General features: G+C 62.0%; 14 protein-coding genes. 9 read left to right on the top strand and 5 right to left on the bottom strand.

The annotated features are described in order from the left end of the window. The first annotated feature begins 193 nt into the window (after positions 1 to 193). Entirely contained in the window at positions 194 to 1,513 is a 1,320-nt protein-coding gene (locus tag LDB26_RS14895) for a UDP-glucose/GDP-mannose dehydrogenase family protein (protein WP_062068165.1), read from the top strand. A 538-nt stretch (positions 1,514 to 2,051) separates the two neighbouring features. Here the strand turns inward: LDB26_RS14895 and LDB26_RS14890 are convergent. Continuing rightward, positions 2,052 to 2,675 (bottom strand): cytochrome c family protein, encoded by a 624-nt coding sequence (locus tag LDB26_RS14890; RefSeq protein WP_257539032.1) that lies wholly within the window; start codon positions 2,673 to 2,675, stop codon positions 2,052 to 2,054. Positions 2,676 to 2,859: 184 nt separating this feature from the next. Between LDB26_RS14890 and LDB26_RS14885 the strand changes: the two genes are divergently transcribed. The 5 genes from LDB26_RS14885 (at position 2,860) to LDB26_RS14865 (ending at position 6,632) form a co-directional block, all read left to right on the top strand. Continuing rightward, positions 2,860 to 3,750, top strand: a complete 891-nt coding sequence (locus LDB26_RS14885) for a prephenate dehydratase (protein WP_257539030.1) — start codon at positions 2,860 to 2,862, stop codon at positions 3,748 to 3,750. Positions 3,751 to 3,982: 232 nt separating this feature from the next. Beyond that, positions 3,983 to 4,828, top strand: coding sequence for a MipA/OmpV family protein (locus tag LDB26_RS14880; protein WP_257539028.1), 846 nt, complete (start codon positions 3,983 to 3,985; stop codon positions 4,826 to 4,828). 94 nt (positions 4,829 to 4,922) lie between these two features. Continuing rightward, a complete protein-coding gene (locus LDB26_RS14875) occupies positions 4,923 to 5,834 on the top strand; it encodes a tetratricopeptide repeat protein (protein ID WP_257539026.1) in 912 nt (303 codons plus the stop codon). Between the two features lie 10 nt (positions 5,835 to 5,844). Further along, positions 5,845 to 6,459: an LON peptidase substrate-binding domain-containing protein gene (locus LDB26_RS14870; protein WP_062068155.1), complete on the top strand. Its 615-nt coding sequence runs from the start codon at positions 5,845 to 5,847 to the stop codon at positions 6,457 to 6,459. After that, the gene (locus LDB26_RS14865) at positions 6,456 to 6,632 is read left to right on the top strand and encodes a Trm112 family protein (RefSeq protein WP_373886118.1); all 177 of its coding nucleotides are present in this window, start codon (positions 6,456 to 6,458) and stop codon (positions 6,630 to 6,632) included. The genes LDB26_RS14870 and LDB26_RS14865 overlap by 4 nt, the downstream gene beginning before the upstream one ends. A 21-nt stretch (positions 6,633 to 6,653) precedes the next feature. Here the strand turns inward: LDB26_RS14865 and LDB26_RS14860 are convergent, their stop codons facing one another. Further along, a complete protein-coding gene (locus LDB26_RS14860) occupies positions 6,654 to 7,265 on the bottom strand; it encodes a hypothetical protein (RefSeq protein WP_062068153.1) in 612 nt (203 codons plus the stop codon). 67 nt (positions 7,266 to 7,332) lie between these two features. Further along, positions 7,333 to 8,322: a sterol desaturase family protein gene (locus LDB26_RS14855; protein ID WP_257539024.1), complete on the bottom strand. Its 990-nt coding sequence runs from the start codon at positions 8,320 to 8,322 to the stop codon at positions 7,333 to 7,335. 400 nt (positions 8,323 to 8,722) lie between these two features. Between LDB26_RS14855 and LDB26_RS14850 the strand changes: the two genes are divergently transcribed. From LDB26_RS14850 to LDB26_RS14840, 3 genes are all read left to right on the top strand, one after another. Continuing rightward, positions 8,723 to 9,055 (top strand): UrcA family protein, encoded by a 333-nt coding sequence (locus LDB26_RS14850; protein WP_257539022.1) that lies wholly within the window; start codon positions 8,723 to 8,725, stop codon positions 9,053 to 9,055. A gap of 589 nt (positions 9,056 to 9,644) precedes the next feature. Further along, a complete protein-coding gene (locus LDB26_RS14845) occupies positions 9,645 to 9,875 on the top strand; it encodes a hypothetical protein (RefSeq protein WP_257539021.1) in 231 nt (76 codons plus the stop codon). A 59-nt stretch (positions 9,876 to 9,934) separates the two neighbouring features. Further along, positions 9,935 to 12,331 (top strand): TonB-dependent receptor, encoded by a 2,397-nt coding sequence (locus LDB26_RS14840; RefSeq protein WP_062068144.1) that lies wholly within the window; start codon positions 9,935 to 9,937, stop codon positions 12,329 to 12,331. A gap of 24 nt (positions 12,332 to 12,355) precedes the next feature. Here the strand turns inward: LDB26_RS14840 and LDB26_RS14835 are convergent, their stop codons facing one another. Continuing rightward, on the bottom strand, positions 12,356 to 13,987 hold the full coding sequence (locus LDB26_RS14835; RefSeq protein WP_082635271.1) for a Na+/H+ antiporter: 1,632 nt from the start codon (positions 13,985 to 13,987) through the stop codon (positions 12,356 to 12,358). A 171-nt stretch (positions 13,988 to 14,158) separates the two neighbouring features. Beyond that, positions 14,159 to 16,516 carry a TonB-dependent receptor gene (locus LDB26_RS14830; protein ID WP_257539020.1) on the bottom strand — a complete coding sequence of 786 codons (2,358 nt, stop codon included), beginning with the start codon at positions 16,514 to 16,516 and terminating at the stop codon, positions 14,159 to 14,161. Positions 16,517 to 16,694: the final 178 nt, after the last annotated feature.

Below are 16,694 nucleotides of genomic sequence, written 5' to 3'. Positions count from 1 at the left end.
AAGTCTTCCTTGCCCATCAAGGCAAGCGCTCAAATCATCCCTTTGTTACGCTGCTGTGACAAAGGGGCGTGTGATCGGATGACATACCGATTTGTCGCTGGAACGATGCTGCACAATGGGATAGCGCGACGAAAGGAGCATAAGGGAAGGAAGGGCGTCACCCTCCCTTCGTCCAGGAGGAATATATTCGCCTATGAAGATCACGATGATTGGCACGGGATATGTCGGATTGGTGTCAGGTGCCTGTTTTGCTGATTTCGGACATGACGTGGTCTGCGTGGACAAGGACGCGGGCAAGATCGCGGCGATAGAGGCGGGGCGGATGCCCATCTACGAGCCGGGACTGGATCAGCTGGTCGGAAGCAATGCGGCGGCGGGCCGTTTGACCTTCACCACCGATCTGGCGGCGGGCGTCAAAGGCGCCGACGCGATCTTCATTGCCGTGGGCACGCCTTCGCGCCGCGGCGATGGCCATGCGGATCTGAGCTATGTCTATGCCGCCGCGAAGGAGATCGCCGAGGCGCTGGACGGACCGGCGGTGATCGTCACCAAATCCACCGTGCCGGTGGGCACCGGCGACGAAGTGGAACGGATCGCACGGGAGGTCCGCCCCGACCTTGATATCGCGGTGGTATCCAACCCTGAATTTCTGCGTGAAGGCGCGGCGATCGGCGATTTCAAGCGCCCCGACCGAATCGTGATCGGCACGACCGGGGACGAACGCGCTATCGAAGCGATGCGGCAGATCTATCGCCCGCTCTACCTTAATCAGGCGCCGCTGCTGTTTACCGGACGGCGGACGGCGGAACTCATCAAATATGCCGCCAATGCGTTTCTGGCGACCAAGATCACCTTCATCAACGAAATGGCCGACCTGTGCGAAGCGGTCGGCGCGGAGGTGCAGGACGTGGCGCGGGGCATCGGCCTCGACAATCGGATCGGCTCTAAATTCCTGCATGCCGGGCCGGGCTATGGCGGTTCCTGCTTCCCCAAGGATACGTTGGCGCTGGTCAAGACCGGGCAGGATTATGAAGCGCCGATCCGCATCGTCGAGACGGTGGTGCAGGTGAATGATCTTCGCAAGCGGGCCATGGGCCGCAAGATCGTGAAGGCGATGGGCGGCGAAGCGCGGGGCAAGACCGTCGCGCTGCTGGGCCTGACCTTCAAGCCCAACACCGATGACATGCGCGACGCGCCGAGCATCGCTATCGTCCAGGCGCTGGAGGATGCGGGGGCGAAGATCGTCGCTTATGATCCGGAGGGCATGGAGGCCGCGGCGGCCCTGATGCCGGGCATTACCATGGCGAGCGACCCTTATAGCGCGACGCAGGGCGCCGATGCGCTGGTGCTGGTGACGGAGTGGGATGCGTTCCGGGCGCTGGATCTGAAGCGGCTCGCTGCGTCGATGAATGCGCCGGTTCTGGTTGATCTGCGGAACATCTATCCGGCGGCGGATGTGAAGGCGGCGGGCTTTTCCCTGACCCGTATCGGCGACAGGGCCGTCAACGCCTGATGTGGCCGTGGAACGAGGGGGAGGCATGGATTCGCGCCTTTCCCCGCGCGCATCATTGGTTGCTGGCGGCAGTGCTGATTTTCTTCGCCAGCCAGTGCATGCCCATCGTGGCGGGGCTGATTTAGGGTAAGCGGGATTCATCCCATGGAAGCCGCGCGCCGCAGGATGTTGGCGGCTTGGGACGGATCGACATTCAGGAGATGGTGGAGCGAGCCGAAGGCCAGCCTGAGCTAAACTGGCGGATTTTCATGACCCCGCGCCGCGATCTACAGCGTTGTGAGCATCGGAGGCGTGGAAAGACGCCATTTGCAGCCCTCCAGAACGGAATGCCGATCCGTTCCTGGCGCGCCTTGCTCGTGGATGCGGCACGGCTCCTGACGGCCCCCACGATGGTGCATTGCAGGCTGCATGAACGCCAAAGAAAAAGAGCGCGGGTGAGGCCGCGCTCTTTTTCTGCATTCAGGTATCGGACTTTATCGCATCGCCGGCTGCGAAAATGGTTTCCCTTTTTTGCGCGATGCTCCCGCTGCTGGCCGATCTATTCGGCGGCGTTTGTGGCCGGGGCTTGGGCGGCGTTGGCCGCGTTCGCGCCTTCGGCTGGCGCGGCGGCGTTGTCGCCGGCTGCCGGGACCGCATCGGCGGCCGGAAGCGGCAGGTTCGAACCCTGGGTGTTCAGCCACGCGATCAGGTTGGCGCGGTCAGCCGGATTGCCAAGGCCCGCAAAGGTCATCTTGGTGCCCGGCGCGAATTCGCGGGGGCTCGTCAGCCAGTGATCCATTGCCTCGAAGGTCCAGGTGCCGCCCTTGCTCTTGAGCGCGTCGGAGAAGGCGAAGCCCGCCTTGCCGTGGCCGATTTCCTCGCCCACCGTGCCGTAGAGATTAGGGCCGATGCCGTTGGCGCCGCCCTGATTGACGGTATGGCAGGCCGCGCACTTGGCGAAGACCTTTTCACCCGCGGCGACGTCGGCCTGCGCCAGCAGCGTGTTGAGGCCGGGGCCCTTGTCGCCGCCGCCTTCGCCTTCCGCTTCGACGCCTTCAATCGCGTAGCCCATTTTTTCCGGGCGCTCGCTATGATAATATTTGGAGCTGACAATGGCGCCGCCCAGCGCGATGATCCCTGCAAACAACGCCCAGCCTGCAACGGTGTTGAAACGATCGCCCATTCGCTCGCTATCCCTTGAATTTCTGTTCTGGCGGCTACCCGCGCCCCCTCTAGCGGGCTGCCATAATGGCGCAATCACGAACGTGCAAGCATGGTTGAAGGCAAAAGCAACCGTTCCTGCCCCTCCGGCCGGTTCGCTCAGTGCTTGCGCGCGCGAAGGGGAGGGCTTAAGCGCGCAATCGCCAATGGAAAACTACCCCGCACCCGCCCGCGCGCTCGTCGCCCAGCTCAATGAAAAGGCTGCCGCCGATCCGGCGCTGGCCGTTGCCTATCAGGGCGCGCCGGGTGCCAATTCGCACCTGGCTGCGCTGGGTTATGCGCCCGATTGCGTACCGCTGCCCTGCTTCGCGTTCGAAGATGCGATCGACGCGGTACGGAACGGTCAGGCGGCGCGCGCGATCATCCCGATCGAAAACAGCCTGCATGGTCGCGTTGCCGACATGCATTTCCTGCTGCCCGAATCGGGTCTGCACATCATCGACGAATATTTCCTGCGTATCCGCCATTGCCTGATGGCTCCTGACACCACGCCGGTCAAAAGCGCGATCAGTCACCCGCAGGCGCTGGGCCAGTGCCGCCATTATCTGCGGGAACGGGGCATCCAGCCGGTCGCCTATGCCGATACGGCGGGCGCGGCGGCGCTGGTCGCGGAAACGCGCACGCCGGGCGAAGGGGCGATCGCGCCCTATCTGGCTGCGGAACTGTACGGCCTGCGGCTGGTGGCGGAGAATATCGAGGACAGCGACGATAATATGACGCGCTTCCTGGTGCTCGCGCGCGATGCGACAATGCCGGTGCCGGATGTCGGACCGGTGATGACGACTTTCCTGTTCGAAGTGAAGAATATTCCTGCCGCGCTTTACAAGGCGATGGGCGGTTTCGCGACTAACGGCGTCAATATGACGAAGCTGGAAAGCTATCAGCGGGGCGCAAGTTTCGCGGCGACGGAATTCTTCTGCGACATTGAAGGCATGCCGGGCGATCCCGCCGTCGACCGGGCGCTGGCGGAACTGGAGTTCCACACCAAATGGGTGCGGGTGCTGGGCAGCTACCGGCAGGCGCGGCCCCGCACCTGACGGAACGGATCGCCGGGTATCCGGCGCGGTTGTGATTTTGGGGATGATGCCGTTTGCGAACCCGCCGTCCTGGACGGTATATGCCAGAGAAGCGCACAGTCCGCTCCCCACCATAACCGCCGTTCGACACCGGGTGCACATATGGCATAATCCCCTTTGATTTTGCGCCTTTGGGAACTGGGGCTCCCCCCGAACATTCTTTCATGGGGACCAGGAAAGGAAATCCATATTCATGATCCGTCGCTCTGTTCTTTTCACCGGGTCTGCCGTTGCGGCTCTTGCCTTTGCGCCATCGGCCTTTGGCCAGGAGGAAAATCACAGCACTCTCACCATCGGAGTCGGCGGCGCCTATATCCCCAGCTATGAAGGATCGGACGATTATCGCGTCATGCCCATCGCGCAGGCGCGAGGGAAGGTGCATGACTTCGCCTTCTGGACGCGCGGCCCGGCGCTCTATGTCGACGCGATCCCCAATCGCGACGGGGATGGCCTGGACATCGAACTGGGGCCGATGGTCAATGTGCGGTTCGACCGCGCCAGCCGCAAGGGCATGAAGGATGATGCCGTGCGCGCGCTGGGCAAGCGGGATGTGGCCGCGGAAGTGGGCGGCTTTGTCGGTATCGGCAAGACCGGCGTTTTCACCAGCGCCTATGACAATCTGTCGGCGCGCGTTGCGGTGGCCAAGGATGTGGCCGGCGCGCACAAGGGCTATGTCGTCAGCCCCGCCATCGAATATATGACGCCGTTGTCGGTCACGACTTTCGTCGGGCTGAATTTGTCGGCCGATTATGCGAGCAAGAGATATGGCCGCTATTATTTCGACGTGGACGCAGCAGGTGCGGCGGCGTCGGGTCTGCCAGTCTATGACCGTGCGGGCGACAAGGCGGGGTTCAGGAAGATCGGCGCCACCCTGGTCGGAGGAAAATCTCTGTCGGGTGATCTGCGCAAGGGATGGGCGTTATTCGCGCTGGCGGGATATTCGCGGATGCTTGGCCGCTATGCCGATTCGCCTGTGGTGTCGGTCGCGGGGTCGAAGAATCAATGGATCGGCGCGTTGGGCGTCGGCTACACTTTCTGAATCCTGGCACGGCACCCTTGTGGCGGGAGGGTGACGCTCCCCATATTGCGCTGTATGGAGGCGGCGAAAACCGCATGAGGCAGGAGACGACAGCGTGGCAACCCTGGGATTGAGCGATACTGATAAGGCGTCGGTAGAGGCATTTCGCCGGGATGTGGTGGAACCCTCGCACACCCAGCTGGTGATCGTGGATTTCTGGGCGGAATGGTGCGGGCCGTGCAAGCAGCTGGCCCCCATGATCGAAAAAGTGTGCGCCGACTACGCGTCCAAGGGCGTGAAGCTGGTCAAGATCAACGTCGATGAGGACAAGTTCATCGCGGCCCAGTTCCGCGTGCAATCGATCCCGACGGTTTATGCCATGTTCCAGGGGCAGCCGGTGGCGGACCTGAGCCAGGCGCGCACCGAAAGCCAGTTCAAGCAATATCTGGATCAGATATTGGGCCAGCTTCCGATCGAATCGGAGGAAAAGACGCAGGCGGAGGAAATCGCTCCCCTGATCGCCATGGGCGAGGATCTGTTGGCGAGCGGCGAGAATGAGCGCGCCCTGTCCGTGTTCGAGCAGATCGCGCAGATGGCGCCGGATCAGGCAGAAGTGGCTTCGGGCCATGCCCGCGCCCTGGCGGCGCTGGAGCGCGTGGACGAGGCTGAGGCGCTGCTGGACGCGTTGCCGCCCGAAATGGCGAAGGACAGCCATGTCGAACGGGCGCGGGCGGCGATTGCTCTGGCCCGTAATGCGCGGCCCGTGGCGGATCTGTCTGGCGTGGAAGCGCGGGTCGCGGCTGATCCGGACGATCATGAAGCCCGCTTCGAGCTGGCGACCGGCCTGATGGGCAATGGCGACCGCGAAGGCGCGGCGGATGCGCTGTTGGAGATCGTGCGGCGCGACCGGGAATGGAATGATGGCGCGGCGCGAACGCAATTGCTGACGCTGTTTGAAGCGGTGGGGCTGGAAGATCCGTGGGTCGCGGCGCAGCGCAGGCGTCTGTCGCAGATACTCTTTTCCTGAGCGCGGGCCGGTGCCGCTCGCCCGCGTCTCGATCTTTCCGCTTTCCGGCGCATTGCTGCTGCCGGGGATGGAATTGCCGCTGCATATTTTCGAGCCGCGTTACCGCGCGCTGATCCATGACGCCATGGCGCGCGACCGGCGCATCGGCATGATTCAGCCACGCGGCAAAGGGCTGAAGCCCACGCTGTTCGACATGGGGTGCCTGGGCCATATCCGCCATATCGAAGCGTTGGAGGATGGACGGTTCAATATCGTCCTGAAAGGGCTGGCGCGATTTCGGGTGGTGCGGGAACTGGAGGTGTCGACCGCCTTCCGCCAGATCGAGGCAGAGGTGGAGCAGGCTCCCGATCCGGACGAAGTGCTCTCCGCCGTGGAACGCGCCGGGCTGGAGCAGGAAGCGCAGCTTTTCGCGAAGATGCTGGGCTATGTCGTTGACTGGAGCGCGGTGTCGCGGCTGGACGATCAGGCGCTGGTCAACGGCATTGCCCAGATCGCGCCGTTCGATCCTGCCGCCAAGCAGACGCTGCTGGAGGCCGATACGCTCAACGAGCGGGCAGAGCTGGTCATCCAGCTGATGCAGATTGTGGGCCGGGCCGAACGGGACGGCGGAGCGACCATGCAATGATGCCGCCGCCGATCGATCCCTGGCTGCTTGCAAAGCTGGTATGCCCCGTGACGCGCGGGCCGCTGCGCTGGGATGCGGCGCAGCGCGAACTGGTATCGCAGGCGGCGGGGCTGGCCTATCCGGTGCGGGACGGCGTTCCGGTGCTGGTGGCGCGGGAAGCGCGAATCCTTTAGAAACGCCGATCCGTTCTGAAGCTATGATCCTCTTAAGCTCTTTCTGAACAGCGTCCTGACCAGCCTGTCTTCGAGGATTCGTCCGGCGACATAAAGAGCGGCAAAGATCGCCGCGAAGACATAGGCGGACGTTGGCGAAGGTTTCTTACGGTCCTCCTCGGACTTTCCAGCGCCATCTTTCTCGGGTTTTTCGGGGGCAGGCGCGCCCAGGGCCTTGTCGATCGGGTTTTGCGGCAACGCCGCAGCCTTCTTTTCGGAACTTTTCCTGCCCGCCGCTTCGATCGCCGGTTTTTCGAGCTTGCCAATGACTAACGTAGCCTGCGCGAAGCCCAGAAACAGCAGCGGCGCCAGGAAGCAGAACAGCAATGCCCGACTGGTCAGATGATAGTGCAGCACAGGTCCGGCAACGCCTTTTTCGATCCGCAGGACGCCCCCGTCGAAGATCGACATTTTGTCCTGCGCCGCCTGGTCCTTCTTGCGGAAGGTCAGCGTGTCGTGCATCCGGTCGTGGCTGGTGCCGGGCTGGCGGAAAAGAGGGGCAAGCCTGCCGAAGGCTTCCTCGCTCGATTGTTGCGGGGCGAGCGCCAGGCTCCCCCTGATGTGCCAGATCCAGTTGATGAAGCGCGCGTTCACATGATCTCCGTTTGAGAGAGCTTTGGACGGATGATTGGGGGGAGGCGATGCCGGCGGAGCGGTTCCGTCACTCGGCCGGCACCGGCTGGTCGAACTGTCCCTTGTCGAACCGTGCCTTGATCGCTTTCCAGCCCTCGGTGAAGGGATAGGTCATCTGTTCGCGGATCGACATGCGGCGCCCGCCTTCCATGCCCAGCAATTCCGCCTCGCCGTCGATGCATGTGCCGAACATGCGGTCGATGAAGATATAGGTGCCGGAATAGTTGCTGCGGGTGGCTTCGAAATCCTGTGAATGATGCAGGCTGTGATGCTCGGTGGTGTTGAACACAAAACGCCACCAGCGCGGGGTGTTGAAACGGACGTTGATGTGCTGGTACGTCCCGACCGCCAGTCCGATTGCGCCAGCGAGGAGGAGGGCGCGCGGCAGGAAGTCGAAGAACCCACCGATGCCGAGCCCGATCAGAAACAGTTCCACCGGGTTGCCGACCGCGCCCTTGTTGATGTTCAGCTGGGTGATGTAGTGATGCACGGAATGGGGCAGCCACAGCGGATACCAGTTATGCATGGCGCGATGCATCCAATATTGCCCGAAATCGAAGATGAATGAGATCAGGAAAGCCTGCAGCAGCAGGGGCAAGCCTGTGAACCATGCCAGCTTGTCCCAGTCGAAACTGTGCTGGACAGCTTCGATCACGGCATCGCTGCCGATATATTTTTCGATCATGTTGAGCAGCGTATAGCCGAGCCCGACATAGAACAGGTCCGTGACCAGTTCCTTCCAGGTCAGGCGCCAGCTCTCGTAGCGCGGATTGACCCATTCGAGCGCCAGCAGCAGCAGTTTGAAGCCGATGCCGATGCCGATGGCGGTCGATGCCTTGGCAATGGAATGGGGCGCATAATACCAGAAGGCGATGAGCGCGAACAGCACCGTGGGCTGGAACCAGGTGAATATGAACTGTTTCAGCGGGCCGCCTTCCACGCGGGGTATGTTTTCCCACCCCACGATGACCGGCGCCTGGGTGCCTATCAGCCTTTTACCTACGCGAATTCCGTCCATATGCCTGCACCCGCAATGCTTGCCCCATATTCTGCGGTTCTGTCCGGCGCGCCGGGGGGCAGGATGATCTCCGCATCCGGCTCAGCATCGTAAAGCTACGCCCATCACGCCAGATGTCATTATCCTATCGATCTCATAGATATGGTCTATGCCTTGATGCTCTTCTGCGTTCGAAAAACAGTCGGGGAATGGCGAGCCCTGGCCTCATGAGAAACGGGGCCCCGGTCCATTCGACATGGCGACAATCCACCATGCTGGACGTTCAGTTGAAGTAATAATTAGCAGCCACCATAGTAATAAAACAATAATTCACACTATTCTATTGAAATTTTCAATCGCTGCAACTATGTGGGCTGCAGTCGCCAAAGAGCGGCGCCCCTTTGACGCACAGGAGATGACGATGAAGATTGGCCTCTTGGTTCTTGCCAGTTGCGCTCTGGCGACCTCGGCTTCGGCCGCCGCCACTGAAAATCCCTTCGCTCAGGATCAGGCGATCCTGAATCTCAAGGATCTTGATCTTGCGACCGCCGACGGTCAGGCGCGCCTCGCCATCCGCATGGATCAGGCCGCGCGCGCCGTGTGCGGCGAGCATGTGGCGACCGTGCACCTCTCCATGGAAAGCAAGGCGCGGGAATGCCGTGCCGCGGTCGTGGCCGATGTCCGCTCGCAGATTGAGGCTCATATGGCCAATGCGGCCAACGGCTCTCCGGTCCGGCTCGCGACGCTTCGCTGAACCTCTGAACGGTCGATCCGGATTCCCAGGTCCGGTTCGCCCAAAGGGCGTTTGCGAGTTTGCCGGCTTCGTCACCCGCTTGGACGTGCGCGTTGTGGCTGATGTCCACGGGCCGGTTCTCGCGCAGCGCGGCGCCCCGCTGCCTTCCCTCTGCCCGATATGCGCGCGAAGCCTTGCCTGTCCGAAAATATGGATCTTCCGACGCCCCATCGGCCTTGGCTCGCCTTCGGTGCATTGAACGGAATTATCGACGCTTCACACCGTCCGTTCGGCCCGGAACCCTAATATATGCCGCCGCCATGCTTTCGCAGCCGCGAAGCAGAATCGCGATTCGCAAAATGGGAAGGCACGATTCGGCTTGCCCGAAGCGATATAGGGGCGTGCGCGTATTACGCGGAAGCGGGGATGTGACGCCTTTTCCGTCTGGAAATAGTCATTTTGTGCACTGCAATGCATCGCTCCTTTTCTGCTGAGCAAGTGCAAAATTATTACTCTTGACGCATTAAGTAATATCCATATCGTATTGGACATTGCCTGCCGGCGCGGCGGAACGGAAAGGGCGCGATCGCCGGCTCGAAAGTGAGGGTTCGTGAAGCGAAAGCTGGCCAGCAATGTCGTTATTCCGGGCGATGCGCCGTCGCCCACCGGCCCTGCCTGTCGCGCAGTCGTTTCCGGTCCATCGCAGGATTTTGGAACTATTCGAAGGATGATCGGCGCGGCTTCGCTTCGCTGCGGCAAGTCCGCCGTGAACAGCGGCGATGACCATGAAAATATCGGGACGATCAGCCGCGATCCGGCTGCAAGGCGCCAGCCTGGCTAGAGCGCCGATGGGAGGGATGTCACTGACGACGGGCTCAACCATAGGGGGTCGAAGTGACTATGACATTGTTTCGCAACACATTGCTTGGCGCGACCATTCTTATGGGCGTTGGCAACACGCCGGTTCTGGCGCAGGATGCTGCGGTTGAGAACGACAATCCGAGCGATATCGTGGTGACCGCCACGCGCCGGGAGGTTTCGATCCAGGATGTTCCCATCAACATCACGGCTGTCGGCGCGGAGCAACTGGCCAGACAGCGGATCGACGATGTGCGTGATCTTGCCGACTTCACGCCCGGCATGACCATTTCGGACACCGGTCCCGGCTCGACCGGCACCATCGTGCTGCGCGGCCTCAACGCTTCGGATTCAGACAGTAGCGGCGCTTCCTATGACGACGCGCTCGGCGTCTACCTGGGCGAGGTGCCGCTCTACTACGACTTCAAGCTGCTCGACATTGCGCGGGTCGAAACGCTGCTCGGGCCACAGGGCACGCTTTACGGCCTTGGTACGCTGGCTGGCGCCATCCGCAATATTCCCAACCGCCCGAATACGGAGGCGATCGAGGGGGAGGTGCATGGCCGCTTCTATGGCAAGGACCATAGCGGCAAGCTTGGTTATCAGGTGGACGGCGTCATCAATATCCCGATCGTGCGGGATCATATCGCCTTCCGTTCGGCTACCGGCTATTACTATGATCCCGGTTTTATCGACTATCCGTTACTGCTTCAGACGCCCGGCGTGTCGTTGCCGCAACCGGATGGTCCCGATAGCATTTCGGACGCAGGCTATGCCGCCAATCTGACCAGGAAGAAGGATCTCAACTTCGAGAAGACCTTCACCACGCGCAACCAGTTGCTTTTTCAGTTCAGCGAAGACCTGAAAGTCAACTTTACCTATGCGTATCAGCAGACCAAAACCGATGGCGGCCAATATAACAGCAATGGCGTGCTCGGGACCGGCAGATATGAAAGCGCCGGTCGTTATATCGAGCCGGTGAAGCGCCGCGCGCACCTGGGCAGCATGGAAATCAATGCGAACATTGCTGACATCGCCGATCTCGTAGCGACGACTGCCTACACCGACGTCAAGAATGATAACCAGTCCGACAATACCGACCTGCTGCTCGATCTGGACTATAATTATGAGGGCTTCCCGGCCTTTTCGAGCTGGAACGAATCCCATGATCGCCGCAAGCAGTTCAACCAGGAAATCCGCTTCGTCTCGACCCATGGCGGCCCATTCAGCTGGGTGCTGGGCGGCTTCTACAACCATCAGAAGCGGCTCCGCGAATATACCGAGCACGTGCCCAACCATCCGTGGGTCGAATTCGGAACTCAGCCCAATCCCGACGAGGTTGAATATAATTCCTTCAACAGGTCGAAAGTGACGGAAAAGGCGATCTTCGGCGAAGGCACGTTCAAGGTGACGCCCGAATGGCAGGTGACTGCCGGCGCGCGCTATTTCGGATATACGTCGGATGTCAGCGGCCGCGCGGTGCTCCCGTTGCTCGGTGATCCCGTCAGCCCCTATGATCTCGACCCCGCCGGCGGCAAATCGAAGAAGAGCGGCTGGGTGTGGAAGTTCAACACATCCTATAACTTCACACCCGACGTCATGGTCTATGCGACCTACAGCAAGGGCTATCGCATCGGCGGCCCGAACACCGTCGCGCCTTGCCCGCCGATCTTGAAGCCCCCGCCCTTTCAGAATGTGTGCGCTCTGCCAAACGAAATACAATATGGCCCGGACACCACCAAGAACGCGGAGATCGGCATCCGTACCCAGCTTTTCGACCGCAAGCTGACATTCAACTTCAACGTTTTTCAGATCAAGTGGAACGGTATTCAGGTCGATTCGGCGACGATTAACGGCATCGTCGGCATCACGGTGAACGGTGGCAAGGCCAAGTCGGAAGGCTTTGAAACGTCGTTCCAATTGCGGCCCATTGACGGCTTGTCGATCCAGGGAACCTATTCCTACGTCAACGCCAGGCTGACCGAGGACGTGCCCGGCATCATCGCTGTCAACGACCCGGCGGGGACTTATCCCAGCGACCCCATCCAGCTCGCGGCTCTTTCCGGCGACCGCCTGCCCGGTTCGGCGAAGAACAGCGGAAGCCTGGGCGCGACTTACACCCTGCCGTTGAGAGATGGAAACATCGTCGCCAACTGGACGGCCACCTATCGCGGGGGTGTCGTGACGCGGCTTGGCTGGGAACGCGCCTATGGCGACAAGCTTTCCGGCTATGTGCTGCACCGCGCATCGCTAGCCTATGAAACCGAGCGGTATAGCCTCGGCCTGTTTGCGAACAACATCTTTGACAAATATGCCGTGGCGTCGGTCGCTAACGACCGCTCGCGCGTCGGCCTCAATGATGGGGTGGTGCTGCGTTACTACAAACGCACAGTCGTCAATCCGCGTACCTTCGGCATAGAGGCGCGGTTCAAATATTGATCGGGAAAATGGGCGGCGGAGGCGCTATCCGCGGAATCGCGCCTCTGCCAGATCGAGTTCCTGTGTGATCTTGCGCGCTGTCTCGCTGCTGATCCGGCGCGCGCGCAGGAGCTGCGCGAGCGCCAGACGCTCCGCCTTCACACCGACCAGGCGGAACTCGCCCGCGAGACGGTCTGCAAGGCGGCTCTCGTCCGACTGACGCTCGCTCAGCCCCTCGATCCGTTCGCGATAGATGTCCATGACCTGCCCGCCGGCAGCCACGTAAAGGTCCGCCTGGCCATGATCCTCCGCGAGCGTATGCTGATGCCGTTCGATGGCTTGAATGGCGGCCTGGGCGGTCGTGATCCGGGCATTGTCCTCCTCAGCCTGCTTCGATGGTTCCGGCGGCATGGCCAGCCCTTTGAGCAGCATCGGCAAGCCTATGCTGGCAATGACGAGCGATACGATGATGACGCCCGCGGCAAGGAAGATGGCGAGATCGCGAGCCGGGAAGGGGCTTCCGTCTCCCATGGCGACGGGCAGCGTCAGGACGCCCGCCAGGGTAATCGCGCCGCGCACGCCGGCAATGGAGGTCGCGGCAATGAGGCGCCAGTCGGTGCTCTGAGAGCCGACGCCCTTATAGGCGTTGCGAAGGATGGTGAGCCGCAGCGATGCCCAGACCCAGAGAAAGCGCAGCGTCGCCAGCCCGACGACGATCGCCATCACATAGGCCGCAAGCCACCAGAGGGAACTGTGGCCCGTCACCGCCACGGTCTGTTTCGCGCCCGCCAATATGCTGGGAAGCTGCTCTCCCAGGAGCACGAAGATGATGCCGTTCAGGGAGAACTGGATCGTGTCCCATACCGAGTTGCGCCGCATCCGCGTGACGGCCATGGCCTGTCGGGAAATTTCCGTGAAGGTCATCGTCACGCCCGCGCTCACCGCGGCCAATATGCCCGACGCGTGGAGATGCTCGGCCAGCAGATAGGCGCCGAAGGGAATGAGGAGGCTGACCAGTATCTGGGAACCGGTATCCTCGCCCCATTTTTTCGTGACCCAGGCCTTGGCGCGTGAGGCGGCGACCGTCACCGCGACGCCGACGGCCAGGCCCGCGATCGCCACCCACAGGAAGTTGAGCGCCGCTGCGCCGATGGAGAAGCTGCCGGTCAGCGCGGCGGCGACGGCAAAGCGCAGGCAGACAAGGCCGGATGCGTCATTGAGAAGGGATTCTCCCTCCAATATGTGCATCATCCGCTTCGGGATCGGGACGCGCGCGGCGATGGCGGAGACCGCGATGGGATCGGTGGGGGAAACGACGGCGGCCAGCGCGAAGGCCACCGCCAGCGGTATTGCGGGGATCATCCAGTGGATGAAGAGGCCCATGCCCACGACTGTCAGGATGACAAGGCCCAGCGCCAGTTCCACGACAGTCGGAAGATCCTTGAACAGCTCGTCCTTGGGAATGCGCCAGCCGTCCAGGAAGAGGAGCGGTGGCAGGAACAGCAGCAGGAAGAGTTCAGGATCGAGCGCCACCCGGTGCGATGTCGACAGGCCAATGACGCCGCCCAGCAGGATCTGCACCAGAGGCGTGGGAACCGGGAAGGGGAGCATTCGGGAAACCGCTCCGCTGACGACGACTGCCAGCAGGAGGAAAAGCACGATCGATACTGATTCCAAAATATGCCTCCGGTTGCGCTGCCGGTAACTTAAAGGGCGCTGGGCGATGAAGGCAAGCTGGAGAAAGCGGTTTTCCGGCTTGCGAGAATGGCAGGAAATGTATGGCCCCCGTAAAAAAAAGCCCGGGCAGCGGTGGGCTGCCCGGGCTGTTCAAGCCAGTCGGGGCTGGGCTTATTCGGCGCCGAAACGCATCCGCAGGGAGATGCCGTACATGCGCGGATCGTTATAGACCAGCGTCAGGATGCCCGGCGCCGCGGCAATGGTGCCGCCGGTCTGCACCCAGGTGCTGTTGAACAGGTTCCGCACGAAGGCGCTGACGTCCACGCGCGACCCGGCCACGCCGTTCCAGTCGAGGCGCAGGTTGACATTGTCATAGGCCGGGGCCTTGTAGATGCCATAGAGCACCTTCGCCGAATGATAGTAATCGGCATTGGCGACCAGCGTGCCTTCTTCGCCCAGCGGTACTTCGTAACGCACGCCCGCATTGCCGGTGAAGCTCGGCGCGAAGCGGAACGGGATCTTGGCCGGATCTTCGCCGCCCGCGACGATCGTCGGCGCCAGCGTGCCATAGGTCGTCTTGCGCGTCTTCTGATCGATATAGCTGCCGCCGAAGTTCAGCGTCAGGTTATGGGTCGGGATGACGGTCAGGGTGGCTTCCACGCCCTTCACGCTAATGTCGCCGGCGTTGATGGTGATCGCGCCGCTCGACGGGTCGTTGGTGATGTCGCAGTCGCCGTCGAAACCGGCGCCGACGCAGGGCTGCGCCGTGAACAGGCCGTTGACATTATACTGCACGTCGTCGCTGGCGGCATAATAGGCCGACAGGTTGAAACGGCCACGCACGTCGCCGACATTCCAGCTGGTCTTCACGCCTGCCTCGACGTCGGTCACGATTTCCGGCGCGAACTGCTGGAACGGCGCCAGTGTCGGGCCCAGGATCGGCGCGTTCACGCCGCCCGCGCGATAACCGCGGCGCGAGGTGATATAGGCGAAGACGTCGCGGCTGGCCTGCCAGTCGAAGCCCACGGTCCAGGTCGGCTTATGGAACTTCGCGCTGATGTTGGTGGCGTTGGTCAGCGTGCCGGCCTTGCAGTCGCCCAGGCGGCCGTCATAGGGCGGGGTCGATCCGCCGGCCGCGCTGCACACCGAAATCTTGTCCCAGGTGTAGCGGAAGCCCGCGTTGAAGGTCAGGCCGTTAAGCGCGTCCGACAGGTCGTAGGACGCGTTGGCGAACAGCGCCTTGCTCTCTTCGGTCACGAATGTGTAGACCGCCGAGCCGATGCCATTGAAAACGTCTGCGCGGTCCGCATTCTCGCCGTTGGGCTTGCTTTTGAGGTAGAAGCCGCCGACCAGCCATTTCAGCTTGTCGTCCAGCGCCGTGCCGTGCAGCTGCAATTCCTCGGTATATTGGTCATAGGCGTTGGAGCGGTAGGTGTTGAGCACCGGCCCGGCCACGCCCGATCCGAAGAGGTCGACCGCCGGCAGACCGTCGAAATTGGCCTGGTTCTTCCAGCGCAGCGCGCGGAATCCGAAGATGTTCGTCAGCGACATGCCGCCCAGCTCAATGTCGGTGCGGTTGGTGACGCCATAGGCCTTGGTCCGGTCGAAGCCGGGAATGTCCGCCACCGTCTTGCGCTTGCCCAGCGCCTGCTGCGCGGCGAGCAGGCTGGTGAGCGTCGGGTTGGTGAAGTCGCGGATCTGCGACAGCACGGCGCTGGGAATGCTGGGATCGTGGAAGCCCGCGAAGATCTGCGCCTGATTATTGTCGTTATTATGATAATAATCGAAGATCGTGACGTTCTTCACGCCTTCGGTCGGCTCCAGCAGCAGCGACGCACGGAAAGCGTAGCTGTTGAGATTGTTGAAATCGCCGCCGACGCCCAGATTTTCGACATAGCCGTCGCGCTTGGTGAAGCGTCCGGCCACGCGCAGCGCGACCTTGTCAGCCGCGATCGGCAGGTTCATCGCGCCTTCCAGGTTGCGCCAGTCGTAATTGCCGTAGCCCGCTTCGAGATAGCCGCCCAGATCATAAGTCGGCGCGTTGGGATAGATCAGCACCGCGCCGCCGGTGGTGTTGCGGCCGAACAACGTGCCCTGGGGGCCTTTGAGCACCTGGACGTTGCCGATGTCATATTGCGGCTGCGAGCTGGCGATGGTCGGCAGCGGCACGTCCGAGAAATAGGTCAGCGCTCCCGGCTGGCCGACGCCGATCAGGGGCTTGGCCTGGCCGCGAATCACATAGACGGTGTTGCCCGCCGATCCAGACGCGCCCAGGAACACGCCCGGCGTCAGCTGCTGCAGATCCTGCGGCGTCGCGATCGACTTTTCGCGCAGCGCTTCATTGCCGAAGGCGGCGACGGTGACGGGGACCTTCTGCGCGCTTTCATTGGTGCGGCGGGCGGTAACGACGATGTCGCCGAATTCGGTCGGCGCGGCGGTGTCTTCGGCTTGCGGCGGGGTCGTCTGCGCGTGCGCGATCCCCATGGTGAGAGCCATCAGGGCAACAGAGCAGCTGGTTGTGATTTTCATAACGGTAGGGTTCCTTTGCTGCGCTTGCTGAGCGCGGCAATTGCCCATACCGGCCCCTATCGACGGATAGGAACCCTCGGCTTTGAGGGGGTCAATTAAGTTTTATTTTGATACTGTGGTATCAAGGCCACAGTCTGGGCAGCGGCAATCCAGTGGGCAGCCGCCGACCGCGTGCAAG

The sequence above is a fragment of the Sphingobium sp. CFD-1 genome, assembly GCF_024611115.1.
In the GTDB taxonomy this organism is placed as follows: domain Bacteria; phylum Pseudomonadota; class Alphaproteobacteria; order Sphingomonadales; family Sphingomonadaceae; genus Sphingobium; species Sphingobium baderi_A.
Note: the sequence above shows the minus strand (reverse complement) of the source record. Positions and strands in the feature narration are given on the sequence as shown.